Genomic DNA, 25,102 nt, shown 5'->3' on the forward strand with positions numbered 1-25,102 from the left:
GGAATCCTGGGGTCGTGGGCGAAGCGCGCGGCGGCGCTCAGTCGCCGCTGGCCTGGCGCTGCAGGATGGAGCTGAATTCTTCGGAGAAGGTCTCGAAGCGCACCGCCATCCGCTCGACCCGGGTGGTGAAGCGGTTGTACGCCCACACCGCCGGGATCGCCACGAACAGGCCGATGGCGGTGGCGAACAGCGCCTCGGAAATGCCCGGCGCGACCGCGGCGATGCCCGCCTGCTGGCCGCTGTTGAGCATGTCATGCATGGTCACCATGATGCCGAACACGGTGCCGACCAGGCCGACATAGGGCGCGGTGGAACCGATGTTGGCGAGCAGTTCCAGGTTGCGCTCCAGGCGGTCCACTTCGCGCGCATAGGTCGCGCGCATCGCCCGCTGCGCGCCTTCCAGCTGGATGCGCGCGTCGAGCTTGCGCTTGTCGCGCAGGCGGGTGAATTCGCGGAAGCCGGCTTCGAAGATCGCCTCCAGCCCGCCGACCACGCGGTTGCGGTCGGCCGCGCCGGCGTAGAGCTTGGTCAGGTCGGTGCCGGACCAGAAGCGGTTCTCGAAGTCGTCCGCCTCGCGGTTGGCCTGCTTGAACACCCGTGCCTTGCGGAAGATGATCACCCAGCTGATCAGCGAGCCGAGCAGCAGCAGCAGCACGATCACCTTGACCGGCAGGCTGGCCTTGAGCAGCAGTTCCAGGTAGTTGATGCCGCCGTGGGCGGCGGTGCTGGCGACGGCCTGCGCGGCGGTCTGGGTCACGTCCTGCGGCAGCGCCTCCGCCACCGTGTCCTGCAGGGCCAGGAGCAATGCGATCATCCGTCGTTCCTCAGTAATCCGGTTTCAGTGATTTGGAGAGCTTTCAATTGGTCGTACAGCGCGTCGTCCATGCCGCGCGGGCGGAAGCGGCCAGCGCCCAGCGCCGCCACCTTGACCTGCGCGCGCAACAGCAACTCGCCGTCGCGATGGATCGACTGCGCGAACAGCAGGCTGGCGCGCTTGCACTGCGACAGCGCGACGCCGACCTGCAGCGTATCGTCCAGGTGGGCCGGGCGCAGGAAGTCGAGCTGCATCGCGCGCACCGCGAACACCAGATCGTGCTGCAGGCGCAGGCGCTCCTGTCCGTAGCCCAGCGCGCGCAGCCACTCCGTGCGCGCCCGCTCCAGAAAGGCGACGTAGCGTGCATGGTAGACCACGCCACCGGCGTCGGTATCTTCCCAGTAGATGCGTGTCGGCCAACTGAATAGAGGCTGGGAATCGGGAATCGGGAATGGGGAATCGGAAGTCAAGAGCGGTGCTCCCGTCCGTAGCTGGGTAGGCACGGCATGCTAGAACAGCCCCTCCGATTCTCCATTCCCGATTCCCGATTCCCGCATCTTGGGCTTCAGGCCCAAGTGCAGATAGGCCTTGTTGGTCGCCATGCGCCCGCGCGCGGTGCGGATCAGGTAGCCCTGCTGGATCAGGTACGGCTCGATCACGTCTTCCAGGGTGCCGCGCTCTTCCGACAGCGAGGCGGCCAGCGACTCGACCCCGACCGGGCCGCCGTCGAAGTAGTCGATGATGGTGCGCAGCAGGCGCCGATCCAGGTCGTCGAAGCCTTCCGGATCGACCCCGAGCATCTGCATCGCCGCCTGCGCGACCTCCAGATCGATCAGCCCGCCGGCGCGGACCTGGGCGAAATCGCGGACCCGCCGCAGCAGCCGGTTGGCGATACGCGGGGTGCCGCGCGCGCGCCGCGCGATCTCCGCGCAGCCGTCGGCGTCGCAGGCGATGCCGAGGATGGCGGCGGAGCGGCGCACGATCCTGCCCAGCTCTTCCGGGGTATAGAACGCCAGGCGCTGCACGATGCCGAAGCGGTCGCGCAGCGGCGCGGTCAGCAGGCCGGCGCGGGTGGTGGCGCCGATCAGGGTGAACGGCGGCAGGTCGATCTTGATCGAGCGCGCGGCCGGACCCTCGCCGATCATGATGTCGATCTGGAAGTCTTCCATCGCCGGATACAGCACTTCCTCGACCACCGGCGACAGGCGGTGGATCTCGTCCACGAACAGCACGTCGTGCGGCTGCAGGTTGGTCAGCAGCGCCGCCAGGTCGCCGGCCTTCTCGATCACCGGGCCGGAGGTGGCGCGCAGATTGACCCCCAGCTCGTTGGCGATGACATGGCTGAGCGTGGTCTTGCCCAGGCCCGGCGGGCCGAAGATCAGCACATGGTCCAGCGCCTCGCCGCGCGCCCTGGCCGCTTCGATATAGATCGACAGCTGCTCGCGCACCGGCTGCTGGCCGAGGTAGTCGGCCAGCCGCTTGGGGCGGATGCTGGCCTCGACCGCGTCGTCTTCGCGGGTGGCGCTGCTGGCGATGATGCGGTCCATTGAAAAGCCGGGAATGGGGAATCGAGAATGGGGAATCGAGCGGACAATAGTAGCGGTTAGCGGCACTGCTGGCGCCTATTTCAACAGCAGCCTTCGGTATCGCGAGCAGCCGCAGGCCGTTGCCCTTCCCTATTCCCCATTCCCGTCTCCCGATCCCCAAGGCCGCGACATCGTCGCGGCCTCAGATCTCCACCTGCGCCCCCAGCTCCACCAGCCGGTTGCCGGGGATGCGGAAGAAGCCGGTGGCGGGGGCGGCGTTGCGGTGCATGACCGCGAACAGCTTGTCGCGCCAGAGCGGCATGCCGCGGTTGGCGCTGGCCACGATGGTCTCGCGGCTGGCGAAATAGGTGGTGTCCATCGGGTCGAAGTAGATGCCGCCCTGGTCGCAGGAGCGCATCAGCGCCAGCGGCATGTCGGGGGTCTCCATGAAGCCGAAGCGCACGATCACCCGGTAGAACTCGTCGCCGATGGCGTCCATCTTCAGCCGCTGCCTGGCCGAGGCATACGGCACCGGCAGGGTTTCCACGGTCAGGAACACGTTGCGCTCGTGCAGCACCTTGTTGTGCTTGAGGTTGTGCATCAGCGCGTGCGGCACCACGGTCGCGTCGGCGGTCAGGAACACCGCGGTGCCGGGCACGCGCACCGGCGGCGCCAGCATCAGCCCGGGCAGGAAGCTGTCGATCTGGATGCCGTCCTTGCGGATCTCCTCGCGCAGCAGCTCGCGGCCGCGGCGCCAGGTGCGCATCAGGGTGAACATCACGATGCCCAGCGCCACCGGGAACCAGGCGCCCTGCAGCAGCTTGGCGCCGTTGGCGATCAGGAATGCGGCGTCGATGACGAAGAACACCACGCACAGCGGCAGCACCCAGTTGCGCCAGCGCGGCCACAGCGCGCGCGCCACCAGCGCCAGCAGCAGGGTGTCGATCAGCATCGTCGCCGACACCGAGATGCCGTAGGCCACCGCCAGGTTGGTGGAACTGCGGAAGATCAGCACCAGCGCGATCACCATCACCATCAGCAGCCAGTTGATGCCGGGGATGTAGATCTGGCCGATGGTGTCGTGCGAGGTGTGCTTGATCAGCATGCGCGGGATGTAGCCCAGCTGCATCGCCTGGCGCGCGATCGAGAACGCGCCGGTGATCACCGCCTGCGAGGCGATCACCGCTGCCAGCGTGGCCAGCACGATCATCGGGTACAGCGCCCAGCCGGGCACCGCCTCGAAGAACGGGTTCTTCAGCGCCGAGGGATGCTTGAGCACCAGCGCGCCCTGCCCCAGGTAGTTCAGCACCAGGCACGGCAGCACGAAGAAGTACCAGGCGTGGCGGATCGGGCGCGCGCCGAAGTGGCCCATGTCCGCGTACAGCGCCTCGCCGCCGGTCACCGCCAGCACCACCGCGCCGAGGATCCACACCCCGTGCCAGCCGTGGTCGAGGAAGAAGCGGATCGCCCACCACGGGTTGAACGCCTTCAGCACTTCCGGCGCATCGACGATGTTCCAGATGCCGATCGCCGCCAGCGACAGGAACCACAGGCAGGTGATCGGGCCGAACACCTTGCCGACCTTCTCGGTGCCGAAGCGCTGGCCCAGGAACAGGATCACCAGCACCACCACGGTGATCGGCACGATGAAGGCGTGCAGGCCCGGCGCGGCCACCTCCAGGCCTTCGACCGCGCCCAGCACCGAGATCGCCGGGGTGATCACGCCGTCGCCGAAGAACAGCGAGGCGCCGAAGATGCCGAGGATGCCGACCACGTAGGCCGAGCGCGAGCCCTTGCGCATGGTGCGCTGGGTCAGCGCCATCAGCGCCATGATGCCGCCCTCGCCGTCGTTGTCGGCGCGCATGATGATGGTGACGTACTTCAGCGTGACCACGATCATCAGCGACCAGAACGCCAGCGACAGCACCCCGAGCACGGTGTCGTGGTCGCTGCTCAGGCCGTAGTGCGGCGAGAACGCCTCTTTCAGCGTGTACAGCGGGCTGGTGCCGATGTCGCCGAACACCACGCCGATGGCGCCGATGATCAGCGCGAAGCCGGCCTTGCCATGCGAGGCATCGGCCGAATGGCCGGAGCCGGGGGACGGAGCGGGAGTGGAGGACATGTGGGGATCAGGTTAGCGCCGCGAGGCGTGAAGAAGGAGGTACGGCGCGCGGTCAGCGCAACGCGGCCTGCAGGGCCTTGCGGATCACGCTGGCGACCTCGTCGCCGGCGGCGGCGGCGTCGCGCGCCATCTTCGCCGCCTCGGCCGGCTTGTAGCCGAGCTGCTGCAGCGCCACGGTGGCCTCGGACACCGCATCGGTGCCGAGCTGGCCGGTGACCGGCGCGCCGCCGCTGAAGTTCGCGGCGCGGTCGCGCAGTTCCACCACCATGCGCTCGGCGGTCTTCTTGCCGATGCCGGGGATGCGGGTCAACGCAGTGACGTCGGCGGCGGCGAGCATCCGCGCGAACTCGTCCACGCTGACCCCGGACAGCACCGCCAGCGCGATCTTGGCGCCGATCCCGGTGACCCGCTGCACGTCGCGGAACAGGCGCCGCTCGCCCTCGCGCAGGAAGCCGTACAGCGACACGCTGTCTTCCTTCTGCGCATAGTGGGTGAACAGGATCACGTCGCGGCCGACGTCGGGCAGATCGTAGAAGGTGCTCATCGGCGCCTCCAGCTCATAGCCGACCCCGCCCACGTCGATCACCAGCCACGGCGGCTGCTTGTAGGCGAGGATGCCGCGCAGACGGCCGATCATTGGGCGCCTCGTTCGAGGCGCCAGGAATGGGGAATGGGGAATGGGGAATGGGCAAAGCGGGTGCCCGCTTCGCCGACGCTGTTCCGATTCCCGATTCCCGATTCCCGATTCCCGGCCTTTTTCATTTCCTGCTCCAAGCCTGTTGCGTACTGACGCCCAGGCGCTGCGCGGTGGCGCGCACGTGGGCATGGGTGATGGCCACCGCCAGCGCGTCGGCGGCGTCGGCCTGCAGTTTGCCGGTCAGGCCCAGCATCAGACCGACCATATGTTGCACCTGCTGCTTCTCGGCCGCACCTTTGCCGACGATCGCCAGCTTGATCTCCTTGGCCGCGTACTCGTGCACCGGCAGGTCGCGCAGCACCACCGCGCAGATCGCCGCGCCGCGCGCGTGGCCGAGCTTCAGCGCCGCGTCGGCGCTCTTGCCCATGAACACCCGCTCGATCGCCACTTCGTGCGGCTGATATTCCTCGATCAGCGCGCCCAGCCCGTGCAGCAGGCGCCTGAGCCGCTGCGAGAAGTCGCCCTCGCCAAGCAGTAGCAGCGGCGCATGGTGGACATGCGAGGTGCGACCGCTGCCGTCGACGTCGATGATGCCCACGCCGGTGCGCTGCGAGCCCGGATCGATGCCGAGGATGCGCACTTTGCCGGGACCCGGGGCTTTGGCGGGACACGGGACGCGGGACGCGGGACTCGAAGCGCTGGCTGCGCGGCCGGTTCGAGCGGGTACGGCACGGGGCGCCGGCGATCCATCAGGCTCCGGCAACGCGCTGTTCCGCGTCCCGCGTCCCGCGTCCCGCGTCCCGGCAGCGTCCCGAGTCCCGGCAATCGCCACGTCAGCCGCCACTCAACGCGGACTGGTCGGCATTGGAATAGACCGCCTGCACGTCGTCCAGGTCTTCCAGCATGTCCAGCAGCTTGCGCACCTGCAGCGCGGTGTCGGCTTCCACGGCGATGTCGTTGTCGGCGCGGAAACTGATGTCGGCATGGTCGGCGGCCAGGCCGGCCGCCTGCATTGCGTCCTTGACCGCCTGGAACGCGTCCGCCGCGGTCAGCACGTCGATCGCGCCGTCCTCCGGGTACACCACGATGTCGTCGGCGCCGGCCTCGATCGCCGCCTCGGTGACGGCTTCCTCGTCGGCACCGGCGGCGAAGCTGAGCACGCCCAGGCGCTTGAACATGAACGCCACCGAGCCTTCGGTGCCCATGTTGCCGCCGCACTTGCTGAACGCGTGGCGCACGTCGGCCACGGTGCGCACACGGTTGTCGGTCAGGCAATCGACGATCACCGCCACCCCGCCCGGGGCATAGCCCTCGTAGCGGATCTCCTCGTACTCCACCCCTTCCAGCTCGCCGGTGGCCTTCTTGATCGCGCGCTCGATCACGTCCTTGGACATGTTCGAGGCCAGGCCCTTGTCCATCGCCACGCGCAGGCGCGGGTTGTTGGACGGGTCGCCGCCGCCGGCGCGCGCGGCGACGCCGATCTCGCGGATGATCTTGGTGAAAATCTTGCCGCGCTTCGCATCGGATGCGTTCTTGCGGGCTTCGATCGAGGGGCCTCTACCCATGGGGCGTTCCGGACATCAGGAAGGACAAGCGGCGGATTTTACTCGATTGCGCCGCCGCGCCCCATCGGCGATGCACGCGCTCAGCCGGCGAAGCGGCCATGCCGCAGGCGGGAATGGATGACACGCCCTGGCCCGATCGCGGTAACAGGCCCTACTTCGCGCCGGTGCGCGCCGCGTGGCCGAGCCGGCCGAGGCCCGGTACGCCGGCAAGCCGTCCGCGCCGGTGGCGCGCGATGACACGCCTGGCTTCGCTCGACCGGCGCCGGGTCCGAACCCAGGGCGCGCGCGCCTTCTCCGATTGAGCCGCGCGTCAACCGGTACTGCGCGGCGCGTCAGCGCGCGGCCACGCGTACGCGTGCGCCTTCGGCTAGCAGCGCATTGGGCGCCAGCACGACCATGTCGCCGGCGGCCACGCCGGACAGCACCTCGATCTCGTTGCCCAGGTTGCGGCCCAGCACCACTTCCACGTAGCGCAGCCGCTCGTCCTTGCCGACCTTCGCCACCTTGGCCACGGCGCCGTCCTGCACCACCGTCGCCAGCGGCAGCACCGCCGCCGGCGCCGCACGCGGCACCTGCAGGCGCACCTGCCCGACCATGCCGGCGGGCAACCGGTTGCCGGAGTTGGGCAGGCGCAGTTCCACCCGCATGCCGCCGGCGTCCTCGGAAATGCGCTGCGCACTGCGTACCACTTCGGCATCGAAGCGTTCGCCCGGCAGTTCCGGGAACGTCACCTGCGCGCGCAGGCCCGGACGCACCTGCAACGCCGCGCTCTGCGGCACGTCCACGGCAATGCGCAACGGGTCCAGCGCATCGATCCGGAACATCGGCACCGTGGCCGAGGCGGTATCGCCGACCACGCGGTCGCCCTGCTCGATGTTGCGCGCGCTGATCACCCCGTCGAACGGCGCGCGCACGCTGCCGAAGCCCTGCCGCTCGCGCGCGCTGGACAGCTGCGCGCGCGCCGCATCCAGCGCCGCCTGCGCCGCATCGCGCGCGCCCAGCCGGCTGCTGTAGTCCTCGCGCGAGATCAGCTGGCCGCGCAGCATCGCCGCGGCGCGTTCGTAGTTGCCGCGCGCCAGGGTCAGGTCGGCTTCGGCCTGCAGCGCCTGGGCCTGCGCTTCGCGCACCGCCTGATCGATCTCCGGCGCGGCGATGGTGGCCAGCACCTGCCCGGCGCGGACGCGGTCGCCCAGATCGACCAGGCGCGTGTTCACCAGGCCGGTGGCGCGCGCGTAGACCTGCGCGGTCTGCCCGGCCTGCGCACGTGCCGGCAGCGTCAGCACATCGTCGGCAGCGGCCGCCCGTGCCTGCACCATCGCGACTTCGGGGGCCGCAGCGGGCGGCGCGACCGCGCGCCCCTTGTCGCAGCCGGCAAGCGCGGCGCCGACCAAGGCGAGCGCCGCAACGGCGCCGGCAACGTGCGGGAACGGACGCGGCACGATCTTCATGGCATTCATCGAACGACTCCTTCGCTGCCGGCCGCACGGCCATCGGCGGCCGCGGCGTGGCGGCGGTTGTGGCGGCGGCCGAGCACGGCCAGGATAGAGGGCACCAGCAGCAGCGTGGCCGGGGTGCCGAACAGCAGGCCGCCGATCACCGCACGGCCCAGCGGCGCGTTCTGCTCGCCGCCCTCGCCCAGTCCCAGCGCCATCGGCACGATGCCCAGCACCATCGCGCTGGCGGTCATCAGCACCGGCCGCAGGCGCACCGCCGCGGCCTCGTAGGCGGCCTGCTCGGGATCGTGGCCCTGGCCGATCAGGTTGCGCGCGAAACTGGTCACCAGCACGCTGTTGGCGGTGGACACGCCGATGACCATCATCACCCCCATCAGCGCCGGCACGCTGAGCGGGGTGGCGGTGACGAACAACGCCACTGCCGCGCCGGCGATCGCCAGCGGCAGGCCGGACATCGCCACCAGCGGCTGCACCCAGGACTGGAAGTTGACCACCAGCACCAGAAACACCAGCACCGCCGCCACCATCAGGCCCGAGCCAAGCTCGCCGTAGGCGCTCTGCATTTCCCCGGCCTGGCCGACGATCTCGATGCGGTTGCCGGGCTTGAGCCGGGCCTGCATCTGCGCCGTGATGCCGGTTAGCGCCGCATACACCGAACCGAGGTCGCGCCCCTGCACGTTGGCGATGACGCTCACCGTCGGCGCCATCATCACCCGGCCGACACTGGCCGGCACGGCGCGCGGGGTCACCGTGGCGATGTTGCGCAACAGCACGTTGCCGTTGGCGCCGATGCGCAGCGGCGTATTGAGCAGCGCGTCGATGCCGTCCAGGTCCTCGGGCAGCACCTGCAACTGCACCGTATAGGAGGTAGCGGTGGCCTGTTCCACCCAGTACACCGGGGTCACCGTGCCCGACGACCCCAGCACCGCCAGCACCGCGCGGCTGGCGTCCTGGGCGCTGATGCCGAGCTGGGCGGCGCGGCTGCGGTCGATCGCGATGCGGTACTCGGGCAGATCGAGCACCTGCCGCACCATCACGTCGGTCGCGCCGGGCACCTGCTGCAGCCGCGGCACCAGTTCCCGCGCCAGCGCCAGGTTGCCGGCGGCGTCGCGGCCGTTGAAGCGCACCTCCAACGCGCCCACCGCCGAGCCGGCCAGGGTGCGGCCGGTGGCGTCGGGCGGACGCTCGAACAGGCGCACCTCGGGGTAGCGTTGCGCGATGCGCGCGCGGATCGCCTTCAAGTAATCGGCGGTCGGCGCGTGCGGGGTGCGCAGCTGCAGCATCAGCTCGGCCTCGAACGCACCGACCACGGCGCTGTCCACCCAGGCCAGGTTGACCGCGTCCGGGATGCCGATCTGCTCGTAGACGGTCTGCAGCTCGGCGGCGGGAACGATGTCGCGGATCTCGCGCTGGATCTGCGCCAGCCGCTGCGCGGTCTGCTCCAGCCGGGTCCCCGACGGCAGCCGCACCTGCAGCCGCAACTGCCCGGCATCGACCTGCGGGAAGTACTCGCGCCCGAGCAGCGCCGCCGCGCCCAGGCCCAGGGCCAGCAGCGCGAACGCCGCCAGCGCCAGCGTCCCGCCGTGATGGCCGAGCCGGTACAGCAGCGCATGGTGGCGCTCGCGCAACCGCTCCAGCGCGTGTTCCATGCGGTGGTGCACGGCCAGCAGCGCGCGCTCGGCGGCCCAGCGCGGCTGCGCGCGGCTGCGGATGTCGGCCGGCAGCAGCAGGTAGCACAACACCGGGATCAAGGTGCGCGAGAGCAGGAACGAAGCCAGCATCGCGAAGATCACCGCCAGCGCCAGCGGCGTGAACACCCACGCCGACAGCCCGGTCATCAGCAGGATCGGGGTGAGCACGATGCAGATCGACACGGTGGAGACGAACTCGGGAAACACCACCTCGCCGGCGCTGTCCAGGATCGCACTGCGCACGTCCTTGCCCAGGGCGATGTGGCGGTTGGTGTTCTCCACGTCCACCACCGCGTTGTCGACCAGGATGCCGATCGCCAGCGCCAGCCCGCCGAGGGTCATCACGTTGAAGGTATAGCCCAGCAGGTACAGCGCGGTCACCGAGGCCAGCAGCGCCAGCGGGATCGCCGACAGCACGATCAGGCTCAGGCGCCACGAGCCGACGAACACCAACACCACCGCCGCCACCAGCAGCCCGACCAGCAGCGCTTCGTGGCGGATCGAGCCGATCGCGTTGTCGACGAACACCGACTGGTCGAAGATCGGCTCGATGCGCGTGCCCGGCGGCGCCGAGGCGACGATTTCCGGCAGCCGCTCGCGCACCTGGCGCACGATCTCCACCGCCGACGCCCCACCCATCTTGATCAGCGCCACCGAGACCGCGTCGGCGCCGTCCATGCGCGCGATGTTGGTCTGCAGCGCGCCGCCGTCGCGCACGCCGGCCACGTCGCGCACGTAGATCACGTTGCCGCCACGGCTGGCGATCGGCAGGTCGAGGAAGCCGGCGGCGCTCTCCGGGCTGGTCTCCAGCGAGATCTGCAGCTCGCGCGCGCCTTCGCGGATGCTGCCCGACGGCAGCGTCGGGCTGCCGCGCTCCAGCGCCCCGGTCACGTCCTGCGGGGTCAGGCCATAGGTCTGCAGCGCCTGCGGGTCCAGGTCCACCATGATCTGCCGCGCCGCGCCGCCGTACGGCAGGCTCATGCGGATGCCCGGGATCGACTGGATCTGCGAGCGCAGCTGCAGGCGCGCATAGTCGTACAGCTGCGCCTCGCTCATTGTCTCCGACGACAGCACCAGCTGCAGCACCGGGGTGCTGGAGACGTTGTTGCGCACCACCAGCGGCGGCGAGGTGCCCGGCGGCATGCGCCGCAGGACGGTCTGCGAGACCGCGGTCATCTGCGCCAGCGCGCGCTCCAGGTTGACCCCGGGCTGGAAGTCGGCGCGCACGATGCCGATGCCGTTGAGGCTTTCCGAGCGCACCTCCTTCAGGTCGTCGACGGTGTTGAGCACCGAGATCTCGGAGAACGAGGTCAGCTTGGCCGCCATCTCCGCCGCCGGCAGGCCGGCGTAGGTCCAGATCAGGTTGACCGAGGGAATGCCCACTTCGGGCAGGATGTCGGTGGGCATGCGCCGCGCCGATTGCAGGCCGAACAGCAGGATCAGAAGGGCGAGCACGCCGATGGTGTAGCGGCGCGACAAGGCGTACTGGACGATCCACATGCGGACGGGCTCCGTGGGGGCGGGGCGGCGGTCGCTGGAACGGATAAGTGTGCGATGCGCGAAGATCGCCACAAGACCCGCCGACGACGCGGAGGCCCGCGGATGGTGGTTGCAGGCTCGCTGAAAATACGCTGCCCGCGCTAGCCTGTTGCTGCCGAAAGATTGCCCGATCCTGCACAAGCGTCCGGCACGGCGCCCGCGCGCGTTACATTCGCCCACGCCAGCCTTTTCCGCCGATCTCCCATGACGCCCCCACCCTCCACCAACCCAAGCGTAGCGCCCGCGGTGGCCGCGGCGCTGGCCGAATTGAGCGCACGGATTGCCCGATCGACCGCCTCCGGGGACGGCGCCCACGCCACCGCGCTGGCCCCGCTGCAACTGATGCGAATCAGCGCGCCGACTCCGTGCATGCCCACCCTCTACGAACCGCGCCTGTGCGTGGTGGTCCAGGGCAGCAAGACCGCCACCCTCGGCGCGCACCACTACCGCTACGACCCGCTGCACTATCTGGTGGTGTCGATGACCCTGCCGATGCTCGGCCAGGTGATCCAGGCCAGCCCTGCCAAGCCCTACCTGTGCCTGCGCCTGGACATCGACCCGACGTGCATCGCCGGGCTACTGCTGGACAGCGCGGACAGCGGCGGCGTCGCCGGCGAAGCCGCGTACGCGGCGCAGGTCACCGCGCCGCTGCTCGATGCGGTGCTGCGGCTGATGCGCCTGCTCGACACTCCCGGCGACCTGCCGGTGCTGGCGCCGATGGCGATCCGCGAGATCTTCTACCGCGTGCTGCAGGGCGACCTGGGCGGGCACCTGCGCGCGCTGGCGCGCAACGACGGCCAGCCGCAGCGCATCGCCCAGGCGGTGGCGCTGCTGCGCGAGCGCTACCTCGACCCGCTGCGCATCGAAACCCTGGCGCGCAACGTGCACATGAGCGTGTCGGCGCTGCACCACGGGTTCAAGGCCGCCACCGCGATGTCGCCGCTGCAATACCAGAAGCAGCTGCGGCTGCACGAGGCGCGGCGGCTGATGCTGCTGGAGGGGCTGGCGGCGGCCGCGGCCGCGCACCGGGTCGGCTACGAGAGCCCGTCGCAGTTCAGCCGCGAGTACAAGCGCCTGTTCGGTGCCTCGCCGCGCGCCGAAGTGGCGCAGGTCCGCGGCGAAGCGGCACTGACGCTCAGCGCGGCAGGCGCCGCAGGATGAACTCCAGGTCGCGGGTCTGCCCGACCGGGAACTCGTAGGTGCCGACCTTTTCGAAGCCGTAGCGCGCGTAGAAGCGCTGCGCGCCGAAGTTCTCCGACCACACGCCGATCCACAGCGTGCGCGGGCCCTCGCGCTCCAGCCAGGCCAGCGCGGTCTCGAACAGGCGGCTGCCCCAGCCGCTGTTCTGGTGCGAGCGCAGCAGGTACAGCCGCTTCAGTTCGCCGTCGCCGGGGCGCACGTCCACGTGCGGCAGGCCGCAGGGGCCGGCCGCGGCATGGCCCACCGCCACGCCATCGTCCTCCAGCAACCAGATCGCGTAGTCAGGGTGCTGCAGGATGGTGCGCTGACGCTCGGCGGTGTAGGTCTCGCCGAGGAAGCCATGCAGGTCCTGCGGCGAATACAGGTGGGCGAAGGTCTCGGTGAAGGTGGCCGCAGCCAGCGCCGCCAGCGTGGCGGCGTCGTCCGGCGTGGCCTGGCGGATCGCCAATGCCATCGCTCAGCCCTGCACCGGCCTGGCGCGCACCTGCACGTGCACTTCGGCCAGCTGCGCATCGGCGATCGGCGACGGCGCGTCGGTCATCAGGTCCTGCGCACCGGTGGTCTTGGGGAACGGGATCACGTCGCGGATCGATTCGGTGCCGGCCATCAGCGCGGCGATGCGGTCGATGCCGAAGGCGATGCCGCCGTGCGGCGGCGCGCCGTAGTTCAGCGCGTCGAGCAGGAAGCCGAACTTGGCGCGCGCTTCCTCGGCGCCGATGCCGAGCAGTTCGAACACCGCGCTCTGCATCTCCGGGCGGTGGATACGGATCGAGCCGCCGCCGATTTCATTGCCGTTGAGCACCATGTCGTAGCCGCGCGACACCGCGGTCCTGGCATGCGTGCGCAGCTGCGCGATGTCGTCCACCGCCGGCGCGGTGAAGGGGTGATGCAGGGCGACGTAGCGCTGCGCTTCCTCGTCCCATTCGAACATCGGGAAGTCGGTGACCCACAGCGGCGCCCAGCCGGCGGCGACCAGGCCGAAGTCCTTGCCGGCCTTCAGCCGCAGCGCGCCCATGAAGTCGGAGACTGTGTTGTAGCCGCCGGCGCCGAAGAACACGATGTCGCCGCTGCCGGCGCCGACGTGTTTGACCAGTGCGGCGAAGGCCTCTTCGGAGAAGAACTTGGCGATCGGCGAGCTGACCTCGCCGTTGTCGGCGATCTTGATGTAGGCCAGGCCCTTGGCGCCGTACTTGGCCGCGTGCGCGGCGTAGTCGTCGATCTGCTTGCGCGACAGGCTGGCGCCGCCGGGGATGCGCAGCGCGGCGACGCGGCTGGCGGCAGCGGCGGCGGCAGCGGCGAACACCTTGAACTCGCTGCCCTTGACCAGTTCGGCCACGTCGACCAGTTCCAGGCCGATGCGCAGATCGGGCTTGTCCGAACCGTAGCGGCGCATCGCCTCGGCCCAGGTCATGCGCGGGAATTCGGCGGCCAGCTCCACGTCCACCACTTGCTTGAAGATGTGGCGGATCATCTGCTCCACCGCATCCTGCACGTCGCGCTCGCGCACGAAGGCGAATTCCATGTCCAGCTGGGTGAACTCGAGCTGGCGGTCGGCGCGCAAGGCTTCGTCGCGGAAGCAGCGCGCGATCTGGTAGTAGCGGTCGAAGCCGGCCACCATCAGGATCTGCTTGAACAGCTGCGGGCTCTGCGGCAAGGCGTAGAACTCGCCCGGATGCATGCGCGCCGGCACCAGGAAGTCGCGCGCGCCTTCCGGGGTGGCCTTGGTCAGGATCGGGGTCTCGATGTCCTGGAAGCCGCGCTCGTCCAGGTAACGGCGCAGCCCCTGCACCAGCTTGATGCGGGTGCGCTGCATGCGCTGCATCTCCGGGCGGCGCAGATCCAGGTAGCGGTACTTCAGGCGGGTTTCCTCGCCCGGGTTCTCATGCGCATGGAATGGCAGCGGCGCGGCCTTGTTGAGCACGCTGATGCGGGTGGCGATCACCTCGACCTTGCCGCTGCGCAGCTTGTCGTTGACCGCATGCCGCGCGCGCACCACGCCTTCGACCTGCAGCACGTCCTCGTAGCCGAGCGAGGCGGCGACCGCGAACACCTCCGCGCTCTCCGGCTCCACCATCACCTGCACGATGCCCTCGTGGTCGCGCAGGTCGATGAAGCAGACCCCGCCGAGATTGCGGGCGACATCGGTCCAGCCGGCCAGGGTGACGGTTTGGCCGATCAGGGTCTCGTCGACCAGGCCGCAGAAGTGGGTACGCATCGCAAACTCCAAGGTGGGGCCGCCGCCGCAGAACGCGCCGGCAAGCCGGATATTCTGCGGCGCGGCGCCGGCCCGGGCAAATCGCGCCGCAACTCACCTGGCCTTAAGTTTGCGTGAGGCTATAGTCCGCCCACAGTCACGGGCATCGCAGGGGGCCCCATGTTGAGGCAGCTGAGCGGCTGGTTGTTGGTGGCGGGACTGGCCTTGGCCAGCGGGCCGGTGGCCGCGCAGAGCGCGCGCGCCTACGCGCCGGAGGATCTGCGGCAGCTGTCGGTACCGAGCCGGGTGCGGGTGATCGAGCACGAATATGCCGAGCAGACCCGCGGCCGGCAGATTCCCGACGACCAGTTGGAGTTCTACCTGGACCAGATCGACCGCGGCTGGGGCTTCGGCCGCATCCAGCAGGACATCTCCACCTCGCTGCGCGGCAGCAGCGGCCAGTGGCGGCCGCAGCCGGGTTTCAACGCGCAGACCATCGTCTGCTCCAGCAACGACCGCAAGCGCCGCCAGTGCGCGACGCCGTTCCGCGGCCGCGCGCGGCTGCTCGGCGCGCTGTCGGACTCGCCGTGCATCGAGGGCCAGACCTGGGGTTCCGGCCCCGGCGCGGTGTGGGTGGACCGCGGCTGCCGCGGCCGCTTCGCCGAAGGCCGCGGCGGCTGGGGCGACGGCGACGGCCCGGGGCCTGGCCCTGGCCCTGGCCCTGGTCCTGGTCCTGGTCCTGGTCCTGGCGGCAGCATCCGCTGCGAGAGCCAGGACCAGCGCCAGCGCGTCTGCAACACCGGCTGGCGCAATGCGGTGCTGGTGCGGCAGTTGTCCGACACCCGCTGCATCGAGGGCCGCAGCTGGGGCCAGCGCGACGGCGCGGTGTGGGTGGACGATGGCTGCCGCGGCGAATTCGCCGAAGGCCGGGGCGATGGTGGTGGTGGCGGCTGGGGTCCGGGCCGCCCGCCGTCCGGCGGCGACTACTCGGTGACCTGCAGCAGCGGCGACAAGCGCCTGCGCAGCTGCGCCTGGGACCGCGGCCAGGGCCGCCCGGCGCTGATCCAGCAGTTGTCCGGCACCACCTGCATCGAAGGCCGCAACTGGGGGTACGAGAGCAATGCGGTGTGGGTCAAGGAAGGCTGCCGGGCACGCTTCGGCGCCCGCTGAACGTCCCTGACCAGAAATGCGAACGGCCCGGAGGCGACTCCGGGCCGTTCGCATTTCGGCAAGCCCCGCTGCGGGACGCCCCGCTCAGGTCGCGGCGGGCTTGGCCGCCGGCGCCGGCGTGGCAGCGGTAGCGGGGGCGGCAGGCTTGGCCGCGCTGTCGGTGGCGACGGACCCTGCGGCCGGCTTGGCCTCGCCGGCGCTGCTGCTGCCGCTGCCGGACTCGGCCAGGTTGCGCTTCTTGTCGCCGTCCTTCTTGAAGTCGGTCTCGTACCAGCCGCTGCCGGACAAGCGGAACGACGGTGCGGTCAGCTGGCGCTTGACCGCGGACGCACCGCAGGACGGGCACGTTTCAGGGTCGGGATCGGACAGTTTCTGCAAGCGGTCGAAGCTGTGGCCGCACTCGGCACATTGGAACGCATAGATCGGCATGGCGGCAAAAACGCGAGAAGAACGGAGGCAGCCAGTATGGGGCCCCGGCGCAGGCTTTCAAGCGATGCCGTCGCCTTGGCCGCTCAGGCCGACGTCTGTGGAGGCCATGGCGGCGGTGACGGTACCACCGGCCGGCAGTGTGGATCGACCTGCCCGCACCCTCATCCGCCCCTGCGGGGCAACCTTCTCCCGAGGGGAGAAGGAGACAAAGCCCCTCTCCCCTCGGGAGAGGGTGAGGGTACGGCGCGAAGCGTCGCGCTGTCTTTAGGCGTGCACGAGGCTTCGCCCATCCCCTCATCCGGCCCTGCGGGCCAGCTTCCCATGAAAAGGGGACGGCGCGCGCCAGCGCCTGGCCGGACGCGTCGGCCGCGTCCAGCATGCCGATGGTGGCCAGCCAGGTTTCCACCAGGCGCGGCCACTGCGCGACCTGCAACTTGCCCGCGCGCAGGCCGAAGGCATGGCCGCCCTGCGCGTGCAGGTGCATTGCCACTGGCACGCCGGCCTGCTTCAGCGCGACGTAATAGGCCAGCGACTGCGCCACGCCGTCCACCTCGTCGTCCTCGGCCTGCAGCAGGAAGGATCGCCACGGTGTTGCCTGGCGGGGCGATGGCCGAACCGTAGGCGCAAGCAGCGCCCAGAGAACATTCAACCCGCGAGCGTCTCCCGCACCGCGACCGCCACCGCCTTCAGCGCCGCATCGCGTGCGGCGTCATCGACCTTGGCGCCATTGAGATAGGCGCTCAGCAGCAACGGTGTGCGTCGGCCCGGCGGCCACACGATGGCGATGTCGTTGCGGGTGTCGGTGCCGTTGCTGCCGGTCTTGTCGCCGATCTTCCAGCCACGCGGCAGGCCGGCGCGCAGGCAAGCGTCGCCGGTGCGGTTGTCGAGCATCCACGCGGTCAGGCGTTGCCGCGAGGCCGGCCGCAACGCATCGCCGAGCAGCAGCGCGCGCAGGGTCGCGGCCATCGCCGCCGGCGTGGTGGTATCGCGCGGGTCGCCCGCGGCGAACCGGTTCATCTCCGGCTCGTGGCGGTCGCTGCGGGTCTGCGTATCGCCGAGCCCGCGCAGGAAGCGGGTCAACCCGGGCGGGTCGCCGACCAGCGGGAACAGCAGGTTGGCCGCCGGGTTGTCGCTGAAGATCATCGTCGCCCGGCACAGCTCGGCCACGCTCAGCGCGCCGCCGACATGGCGCGCGGTCACCGGCGCGTGCGGCAGCATGTCCGCGGCACGGATCTGCACCGGTTGTTGCAGGCGCAGTTCGCCGCGATCGACCCGCTGCAGCACCGCGGCCGCCAATACAAATTTGAAGGTGCTGCACATCGGGAAGCGCTCGTCCTGGCGCTGCCCGCCGAGCACTGCGCCGTTGCCGTCGAGCAGCGTCACGCCGAGCCGCCCGGCCGTGCGGCGCTCGATCCCGGCCAGCCGCTGCGCCAGCGTCGGCGCCTTGTTTTTCGGCACTTTCGCATCCACCGCCGCGACCGCCAGCGCGGCCGCCGCCAGCCCCATGCGCTGCAGGAATCGTCGTCTCGCCAGCATCGTCCAGCTCCGTCGGAAGACCCGATCATGCGCAGCTTGACCGCGGCCCACCAGCGAGGTTATTCAATCGCAATCATGAAAATAACTAATGGCGCACGATGATCCGTCCGCAGCTGCCGTTGAACGCCCTGCGCGCCTTCGAGGCCGCCGCGCGGCACCAGAACCTGACCCGCGCCGCCGCCGAGCTGTGCGTGACCCAGGCCGCGCTGAGCCACCAGATCAAGCAACTGGAAGCGCGCCTGGGCGTGGTCCTGTTCCAGCGCCTGCCGCGCGGCGTGGCCCTGACCGACGAAGGCCAGCGCCTGCATCCGGTGCTGACCGAGGCCTTCGACCGCATCGCCGCCACCCTGCAGCGCTTCGCCGGCGGCCGCTACCGCGAGACGCTGAGCGTCGGCGTGGTCGGCACCTTCGCGGTGGGCTGGCTGCTGCCGCGGCTGGACGCCTTCCACGCCGCGCATGCCGACATCGAGCTGCGCGTGCACACCCACAACAACCGCGTCGATCTGGCCGGCGAAGGCCTGGACCTGGCGATCCGCTTCGGCGACGGCGATTGGCAAGGCCAGTGCGCCACGCCGATCCTGGACGCGCCGTTCGCACCGGTGTGCGCGCCGGCGCTGGCGCGCGTGCTGCGCACGCCGGCCGACCTGGGCGGCGTGCCGCTGCTGCGCTCCTACCGGCTGGACGAATGGGCGCGCTGGCTGCAGGCGGCCGGCGCGCCGGAAGTCCTCGCCAGCGGACCGATCTGCGACTCGTCGCTGACCCTGGCCAGCGCCGCGGCGGCGGGCGCCGGCGCGGCCTTGCTGCCGCTGCGCCTGTTCGCCCGGGATCTGGACGCCGGGCGCCTGCTCGCGCCGTTCCAGACCCGCATCGACGCCGGACGCTACTGGCTCACCCGCCTGCGCTCGCGCGCGGAAAGCGATGCCGGGCGGCGCCTGCGCGAATGGCTGCAGGCCGAGCAACGGCACGCGGCAAGCTGAGCGGAGCGCGCACGGAAGGTTCAGCCGTGCACCACGATGCGAGCGCGCCATGGCCCGCACACGATCGATCTCGCACGCACCGCAGGCTCATCGGCAGGCGTCGCCCTTGGCGAATTCCATGCCGACCAGGCCGCGGATGAAATAGGCGAACCTGGGATCCCAGATCGCGTTGTGCTCCTGGATCAGCGCCTTGTCCACGCGCACGTTCAACAGCGGCACCCAGGCTTGCGGCGCTTGCGTCACGCTGGACGCCAATTCGATCCCGCCCAGTGCGAATGCGCCGGTGCCGGCCCTGAAGCCGCCCCAGGTGCGTGCCGCCGCGGTGAACGCCGCCGGGGTCAGCGCGGTCGGCACTGTCGCTCCGGGCAGCACGCGCAGCCGATAGCGCGAAAATAACGGATACAAGCCGTACGCGGTGGTGATCAATTCGACCTCGTCCGCGCTCGCCGCCGCCAGCCGCTGCGGATAGAACAACCGCATGCCGCGCGGGAATTCCCTGGACAGCGCGGTGTCGGCTTCGGAGGTGAAGCTGGCCATCGCCAGCGGCTCGCACGCCCGGAACGTGGTCTGCGCGACGGCCTGGTGCAGCGCGACGAACTGTTCGGCCTCGATCGCGGGATTGAGCAGGATCACCAGATCCCCATACGCCGTCTGCCGACGCGCCTGCGGATCGCCGACGGCGGCGACGATCCGGTCCTTGACCGCGGTGAACAATACGCCGCCACCGAAACTGTGCCCGATCAGCACCAGGCGGCTCTCCGACGCGGTGCGGCGCAACTCGGCCAGGCGCGCCAGCACGCCGCGCACACCCTCCACGCCGGTGGTCAGCCCCAACTCCTTCTTGTCCCGGTACGAGAGCAGTTCGAGCACGCTGTTGTCCGAGGCCTTGGCCTGCCACCCCAGGTAGACGCCGACCACCGCACGCCGCTTGCCCACCGCCAGCACCTGTTCCTGCGCCTGCAGCTGGCGCAGGAAGGTCTTGAAGGCGATGACGTTGCCGTCGCTCTGCGCCGCGTTGTGGTTCCAGCCGTGGATGAACACGACCAGCAGCAGGCGTTGCGGCGGCTGCGCGGCGGTCGCGGCGATCTTGCCGATGACGTCGTCGATCGACGCTGGATCGTAGGGCGTGCCGTTCTGGTCGAACTCGACGAAGGCCAACGCCGGCGCCGGCGCCGTGCCATCGCCGTCCAGCACGATGAATTCCGCCGCCTTGCACTCGCTGGACAGGGGCGAGGCCTCGCGGCAGATCGCCCGCTGCGTCCGCTGCTGGCCGTAGCTGGCGCAGCCGGCCAGCAAGGCGAACAGCAGCGTTGTTGCCATGATTCGGTTCATGCCATTGTCCTTGAGTCGTCTCCAGAACGGCGGCCGCCCGCGCACCGCATCCACCGCATGCGGCGCAGGCAGCTGTCGTCACGTCCACACCGACAAGACGCGCCGTAGCTGGCGCTGGGTGTGCAGGCGTTGCGCGGCGAGATGGTCGTCCGCGCTGCTGATGCCGCTGATCATGGTTGGTTCCCCGCCTGCGTTGCCCGCAGCTTAACCAACCGGCATGCGGCGGCGGACCGCGCCGCGGCAACGCGATCGCGGTTTACGCGCCCTCGATCAACTGCATCCACGCCTGCTCGGCCTGCGCCAGCTGCTGCGCGCTGGCTTCGCGGTCGCGGCCCAGCACCGCCATCTTCTCGGCGTCGGCATAGTGCCTGGGGTCGGCGAGCTGGCGATCGAGCTCGGCCAGCGCCGCTTCCAGCTCGCCGACGCGCTTTTCGGCGGCGGCCAGCTTGTGCGGGTTCGGCGGCTTCTTCGCCGGCAGCGGCTTGACCGGCGGCGGCGGAGTCGGCGCGGCCTCGGCCATCTTCTGCTTGGTGCCCTGCGCGGCCGGGCGACTGCGCAGCCACGCGGCGTATTCGTCCAGGTCGCCGGCGAACGGCTCGACCACGCCGTCGGCCACGCGCCAGAAGGTGTCGCAGACCAGGCCGATCAGGTGGCGGTCGTGCGAGACCATCACGATCGCGCCCTCGAAATCGCTCAGCGCCTCGGCCAGCGCCTCGCGCATCTCCAGGTCCAGATGGTTGGTCGGCTCGTCGAGCAGCAGCACGTTGGGCTGCTGCCAGGCGATCAGCGCCAGCGCCAGGCGCGCGCGCTCGCCGCCGGAGAAGCCGTCCACCACTTCGAACGCGCGGTCGCCGGGGAAATTCCACTTGCCGAGGAAGTCGCGGAACGCCTGGATCGATGCGTCCGGCGAGATCTCGCGGAAATGGTCGATCGGCGACTGCCCTTCGTGCAGCGACTCCACCGTGTGCTGGGCGAAGTAGCCGATGCGCAGGTCCGGATGCGCGCTGCGCTCGCCGCTCAGCAGCGCGATCTCACCGACCAGGCTCTTGACCAGGGTCGACTTGCCGGCGCCGTTGGGGCCGAGCAGGCCGATGCGGTCGCCCGCCTCCAGGCCGAAGCCGGCCTGGCGCAGGATCACCTCGCTGCCGTAGCCGCAGTCGGCATGGTTGAGCCGGATCAGCGAATGCGGCAGCCGGTTGGGCTGCGCGAATTCGATGCGGAACTCGCGCTCGGCGCGCACCGCCTCGGTGCCGGCCATCTTCGCCAGCCGCTTCATCCGGCTCTGCGCCTGGCTGGCCTTGCTGGCCTGCGCCTTGAAGCGGTCGATGAAGCTCTGCAGGTGGGCGCGCTCGGTCTGTTCCTTGTCGTGCGCGATCTGCTGCTGGCGCAGCTGCTCGGTGCGCTGGCGCTCGAAATCGGTATAGCCGCCGACGTACAGCTTGGCGCCGCCGCCGTGCAGATGCAGGGTGTGGGTGGCGACGTTGTCGAGGAACTCGCGGTCGTGGCTGATCAGCAGCAGCGTGCCCGGGTATTTCAGCAGCCACTGCTCCAGCCACAGCACCGCGTCCATGTCCAGATGGTTGGTCGGCTCGTCGAGCAGCAGCAGGTCCGAGGGCATCATCAGCGCCCGCGCCAGGTTCAGCCGCACCCGCCAGCCGCCGGAGAAGTCCTTGACCGGGCGCGCATGCGTCGCCGCCGGGAAGCCCAGGCCGTGCAGCAGCTTGCCGGCGCGCGCGCTGCCGTCGTAGCCGCCGACCTCTTCCAGGCGCACGTGCGCGGCCGCCACCGCCTCCCAGTCCTCGGCGGCCAGCGCGGCGGCCTCGGCCTGCAGCGCCGCGGCCACCTCGGTGTCGCCGCCGAGCACGAAGTCCAGCGCCGGATCCGGCAGCGACGGGGTTTCCTGGGCGACGCTGGCGGTGCGCAGCCTGCCGGGCAGTTCCACATCGCCCTTGTCCGCCTCCAGCTCGCCGCGGATCGCCGCGAACAGGCTCGACTTGCCGGTGCCGTTGCGCCCGACCACGCCGGCGCGGTAGCCGGCATGCAGGGTCAGATCGACGTTGGACAACAGCAGCCGCTCGCCGCGGCGCATGGCGAAGTTTCTGAGGGAAATCACGGGAAGGGGGGCACTCGACGTTCGAGGCGGCAGTGTATCCGCTTCGTCCCGGATGGCCCACCCCGGGTCCGCGCCAGGGCGTGGCATTCGCACCCAAGAACAGGTCTTCGGGTTGAGCCTGCTCGGCAACGGACGGTCACGCCCTAATGCCATGCCGCTGTGCACCTCCTGGTCGAGAAATATCCCGACCGGGCCGGTCGTCGCTGCAAAGCACCCACTGTCCCAGCCATCCGGCCGCTCAGATCCAAAGCCATCCCCCAGCCACTGGACTTTCCGAACGATGAAGCAATACCGCCCCCTCCCCCTGGCCAGCGCCATCCTGCTCGCCTCCGCCTCCGGTACCAGCTTCGCCCAGCAAGACCAAGCCCCCAAGACACTGGACAACCTCATCGTCACCGGCACCCGCATCGCCGACCGCACGGTGGCCGAGTCGCAGTCGCCGATCGACATCATCAGCCCCGAAGCGCTGCAGGCGACCGGCGCCGGCGACCTGGGCAGCGCCCTGGGCAAGCTGTTGCCGTCGCTGAACTTCCCGCGCCCGGCCATCAACGACGGCAACGACGCGCTGCGCCCGGCGACCCTGCGCGGCCTGTCCCCCGACGCGGTGCTGGTGCTGGTCGACGGCAAGCGCTACCACACCACCTCGCTGGTCAACTACAACCCCTCGGTCGGCCGCGGCTCGGCGCCGGCGGATCTGAACTCGATCCCGATGTCGGCGATCGCGCGCATCGAGGTACTGCGCGACGGCGCGTCCGCGCAATACGGCTCCGATGCGATCGCCGGCGTGATCAACATCGTGCTCAAGCATGGCGTCGGCCCCGGCAAGAACAGCGTCTCGATCAACGGCGGGATCATGGACAAGGGCGATGGCGCGCAGAACGGGATGGACGGCTCGTACGCGCTGGCCTTCGGTGGCGCGCAGGGCGGCGGCGCCCCGGGCTGGGTGCGGCTGTCCTGGAACTACCAGAACGCGATGAACAGCAACCGCGCCGAGAACACCGACAAGGCCACCACGCTGGCAGGCGCGAACAATCCCAGCGGCATCCCATACCAACGCTACGGCGATCCGGCGGTCAAGACCTACCAGGGTCTGCTCAGCTTCGGCTATGCGCTGACACCGCGGATCGATCTGTACGGCTATGCCGACTTCAGCCGCCGCGAGGTGGTGTCCAACGGCTACTACCGTGCCTGGGACAACAGCGACCGCAACGTGCAGGCGATCTACCCCAACGGCTTCCTGCCGCAGATCTACACCCCCTCCAACGATCGCGCCGCGGTGCTTGGCCTCAAGGGCAAGACCGACAGCGACTGGAATTGGGATGTCTCTGCCGACTACGGCAAGCACGACGTGACCTTCAACCTGCTCAATACCCTCAACACCAATCTGTACTGGACCACCGGCGCCTCGCCCACCCGCTTCAATGCCGGCGGCTTCCGCAGCCAGCAGAGCGTGCTCAATGCGGACCTCAGCAAGTCCTTCGACTGGGGCCTGGCCTATCCGGTCAACCTTGCCTTCGGTGCCGAATACCGGCAGGACAAGTACGCCGTCAGCGCCGGCTCGCCAGACTCCTACTTCTTCGACCCCACCACGATCAACCCGGACACCGGCGGCGCCTACCCGGGCGGCTCGCAGGTGTTTCCCGGCCTGTCGCCGGCGGTGGCCGGCGACTTCCAGCGGCACAGCAAGGCGGTCTATGCCGACCTGGAAGCCGACCTGACCGAAAAACTCTCCGGCGGCCTGGCCGCGCGCTACGAGGACTACAGCGACGCCGGCTCCACCCGCTCCGGCAAGCTGTCGGCGCGCTACCAGGTCAGCGACGCCTTCGCCCTGCGCGGCACCGTCTCCAATGGCTTCCGCGCGCCCTCGCTGGCGCAGCAGAACTACGCCTCGGTGGTGACCCTGCTGCAACACGGGCAACTGACCCAGATCGGCACCTACCGCACCTCCGACCCGGTGGCCATCGCGCTCGGCGCCAGACCGCTGGCCCCGGAAAAATCCAGCAACTACAGCGTCGGCGGGGTCTGGCAGCCGGGTGCCAACTTCAGTTCCACCCTGGACCTGTACCAGATCCGCATCTGGGACCAGATCCTGTATTCGGACCAGCTCTCGCTGGCCAAGCCGATCGGTCAGGTCACCGCGGCGCAGTTCTTCGTCAACGGCGCCACCACCCGCACCCGCGGCATCGACTGGGTGAACGACTATCTGCTCGATCTCGACCAGGCCGGCAAGCTCGACCTGAGCCTGAGCGCCAACTACAACAAGACCGAGATCCTGCAGGTCTCCGACCCCAACTTCCGGCGCGCCAGCCAGGGCCTGCTGACCGACGCCACGCCGCGCACCAAATACGTACTCAGCGCCGAATGGAAACGCACCGGCTGGAGCGTACACGGCGACGCCACCCGCTATGGCGCGGTCGCCCGCCGCGGCGACAAAGACGACGGCAGCCAGGACCAGACCTTTGCCGCGCGCTGGCTGTTGAACGTGTCGACCAGCTACACCTGGCAGGACCTCACCTTCAGCGTGGGCGCGGACAACATCACCAACCAATATCCGACCCGGTCGGCGCCGAACAACATCTACGAGGACCGCGCCAACGGCCTGCAGTACTCCTCGCTGTCCCCGTTCGGCTTCAATGGCCGCTACTGGTTCGGCCGGGTCAGCTACCGCTTCTAGGCCAGCCGTGCCCTGCAAGCGCAGGTCGCCCCCGCCCACCGCGCGGGCGACCCAAGCCGTTCGGGTTGGTCGCCAGCCGGCCACCGCTTAGAATCGAAAAGCATAAGAACATGCAGAGGCATCCTGCGC

The 25,102-nt window shown here is 69.9% G+C and carries 19 protein-coding genes and 1 pseudogene; 4 read left to right on the forward strand and 16 right to left on the reverse strand.

Annotation, left to right across the window (positions count from 1 at the left end):
* Positions 1–37 precede the first annotated feature (37 nt).
* From tolQ to FZ025_RS02020, 9 genes are all read right to left on the reverse strand, one after another.
* Positions 38–814, reverse strand: coding sequence for a protein TolQ (tolQ, locus tag FZ025_RS01980; protein ID WP_104558762.1), 777 nt, complete (start codon positions 812–814; stop codon positions 38–40).
* The gene (gene ybgC, locus FZ025_RS01985; protein WP_104558761.1) at positions 811–1,284 is read right to left on the reverse strand and encodes a tol-pal system-associated acyl-CoA thioesterase; all 474 of its coding nucleotides are present in this window, start codon (positions 1,282–1,284) and stop codon (positions 811–813) included. The genes tolQ and ybgC overlap by 4 nt, the downstream gene beginning before the upstream one ends.
* A 39-nt stretch (positions 1,285–1,323) precedes the next feature.
* A complete protein-coding gene (gene ruvB / locus FZ025_RS01990; RefSeq protein WP_104558760.1) occupies positions 1,324–2,361 on the reverse strand; it encodes a Holliday junction branch migration DNA helicase RuvB in 1,038 nt (345 codons plus the stop codon).
* Between the two features lie 181 nt (positions 2,362–2,542).
* Entirely contained in the window at positions 2,543–4,462 is a 1,920-nt protein-coding gene (locus FZ025_RS01995) for a potassium transporter Kup (RefSeq protein WP_104558759.1), read from the reverse strand.
* 52 nt (positions 4,463–4,514) lie between these two features.
* A complete protein-coding gene (ruvA, locus tag FZ025_RS02000) occupies positions 4,515–5,099 on the reverse strand; it encodes a Holliday junction branch migration protein RuvA (protein ID WP_104558758.1) in 585 nt (194 codons plus the stop codon).
* 121 nt (positions 5,100–5,220) lie between these two features.
* The gene (ruvC, locus tag FZ025_RS02005; RefSeq protein ID WP_104558757.1) at positions 5,221–5,739 is read right to left on the reverse strand and encodes a crossover junction endodeoxyribonuclease RuvC; all 519 of its coding nucleotides are present in this window, start codon (positions 5,737–5,739) and stop codon (positions 5,221–5,223) included.
* Positions 5,740–5,932: 193 nt separating this feature from the next.
* A complete protein-coding gene (locus FZ025_RS02010) occupies positions 5,933–6,664 on the reverse strand; it encodes a YebC/PmpR family DNA-binding transcriptional regulator (RefSeq protein WP_046977384.1) in 732 nt (243 codons plus the stop codon).
* Positions 6,665–6,996: 332 nt separating this feature from the next.
* Positions 6,997–8,121, reverse strand: coding sequence for an efflux RND transporter periplasmic adaptor subunit (locus FZ025_RS02015; protein ID WP_053057108.1), 1,125 nt, complete (start codon positions 8,119–8,121; stop codon positions 6,997–6,999).
* Positions 8,118–11,309: an efflux RND transporter permease subunit gene (locus FZ025_RS02020; protein ID WP_104558756.1), complete on the reverse strand. Its 3,192-nt coding sequence runs from the start codon at positions 11,307–11,309 to the stop codon at positions 8,118–8,120. The genes FZ025_RS02015 and FZ025_RS02020 overlap by 4 nt, the downstream gene beginning before the upstream one ends.
* A 243-nt stretch (positions 11,310–11,552) precedes the next feature.
* Between FZ025_RS02020 and FZ025_RS02025 the strand changes: the two genes are divergently transcribed.
* Positions 11,553–12,509 carry an AraC family transcriptional regulator gene (locus FZ025_RS02025; RefSeq protein ID WP_046980669.1) on the forward strand — a complete coding sequence of 319 codons (957 nt, stop codon included), beginning with the start codon at positions 11,553–11,555 and terminating at the stop codon, positions 12,507–12,509.
* On the opposite strand, the gene FZ025_RS02030 is transcribed toward FZ025_RS02025, so the two are convergent.
* Positions 12,484–13,002 (reverse strand): GNAT family N-acetyltransferase, encoded by a 519-nt coding sequence (locus FZ025_RS02030; protein WP_046980668.1) that lies wholly within the window; start codon positions 13,000–13,002, stop codon positions 12,484–12,486. The two genes, FZ025_RS02025 and FZ025_RS02030, sit on opposite strands and share 26 nt — an antisense overlap.
* A gap of 3 nt (positions 13,003–13,005) precedes the next feature.
* Positions 13,006–14,763, reverse strand: coding sequence for an aspartate--tRNA ligase (gene aspS, locus FZ025_RS02035; RefSeq protein ID WP_046980667.1), 1,758 nt, complete (start codon positions 14,761–14,763; stop codon positions 13,006–13,008).
* Between the two features lie 159 nt (positions 14,764–14,922).
* Between aspS and FZ025_RS02040 the strand changes: the two genes are divergently transcribed.
* The gene (locus FZ025_RS02040) at positions 14,923–15,912 is read left to right on the forward strand and encodes a DUF3011 domain-containing protein (protein WP_104558755.1); all 990 of its coding nucleotides are present in this window, start codon (positions 14,923–14,925) and stop codon (positions 15,910–15,912) included.
* Between the two features lie 84 nt (positions 15,913–15,996).
* Here the strand turns inward: FZ025_RS02040 and FZ025_RS02045 are convergent, their stop codons facing one another.
* The 3 genes and pseudogenes from FZ025_RS02045 to bla form a co-directional block, all read right to left on the reverse strand.
* Positions 15,997–16,341, reverse strand: a complete 345-nt coding sequence (locus FZ025_RS02045) for an FmdB family zinc ribbon protein (RefSeq protein ID WP_046980666.1) — start codon at positions 16,339–16,341, stop codon at positions 15,997–15,999.
* Positions 16,342–16,699: 358 nt separating this feature from the next.
* Positions 16,700–16,921, reverse strand: a pseudogene (locus FZ025_RS22175) (alpha/beta hydrolase); the annotation flags it as partial.
* Positions 16,922–16,986: 65 nt separating this feature from the next.
* Positions 16,987–17,877 carry a class A beta-lactamase gene (gene bla / locus FZ025_RS02055; RefSeq protein WP_046980665.1) on the reverse strand — a complete coding sequence of 297 codons (891 nt, stop codon included), beginning with the start codon at positions 17,875–17,877 and terminating at the stop codon, positions 16,987–16,989.
* 98 nt (positions 17,878–17,975) lie between these two features.
* Between bla and ampR the strand changes: the two genes are divergently transcribed.
* Entirely contained in the window at positions 17,976–18,854 is an 879-nt protein-coding gene (gene ampR / locus FZ025_RS02060) for a LysR family transcriptional regulator AmpR (protein ID WP_104558754.1), read from the forward strand.
* A gap of 87 nt (positions 18,855–18,941) precedes the next feature.
* On the opposite strand, the gene FZ025_RS02065 is transcribed toward ampR, so the two are convergent.
* Both FZ025_RS02065 and FZ025_RS02070 read right to left on the reverse strand, forming a co-directional pair.
* Positions 18,942–20,186: an alpha/beta hydrolase gene (locus FZ025_RS02065; RefSeq protein WP_146093588.1), complete on the reverse strand. Its 1,245-nt coding sequence runs from the start codon at positions 20,184–20,186 to the stop codon at positions 18,942–18,944.
* Between the two features lie 256 nt (positions 20,187–20,442).
* Complete coding sequence (locus tag FZ025_RS02070) at positions 20,443–22,299, reverse strand: ABC-F family ATP-binding cassette domain-containing protein (RefSeq protein ID WP_208803725.1); 1,857 nt, start codon at positions 22,297–22,299, stop codon at positions 20,443–20,445.
* A 280-nt stretch (positions 22,300–22,579) separates the two neighbouring features.
* Between FZ025_RS02070 and FZ025_RS02075 the strand changes: the two genes are divergently transcribed.
* Complete coding sequence (locus FZ025_RS02075) at positions 22,580–24,973, forward strand: TonB-dependent receptor plug domain-containing protein (RefSeq protein WP_104558752.1); 2,394 nt, start codon at positions 22,580–22,582, stop codon at positions 24,971–24,973.
* The last annotated feature ends 129 nt before the right edge of the window (positions 24,974–25,102 follow it).

It is taken from the genome of Xanthomonas hyacinthi (genome assembly GCF_009769165.1).
GTDB lineage: Bacteria > Pseudomonadota > Gammaproteobacteria > Xanthomonadales > Xanthomonadaceae > Xanthomonas_A > Xanthomonas_A hyacinthi.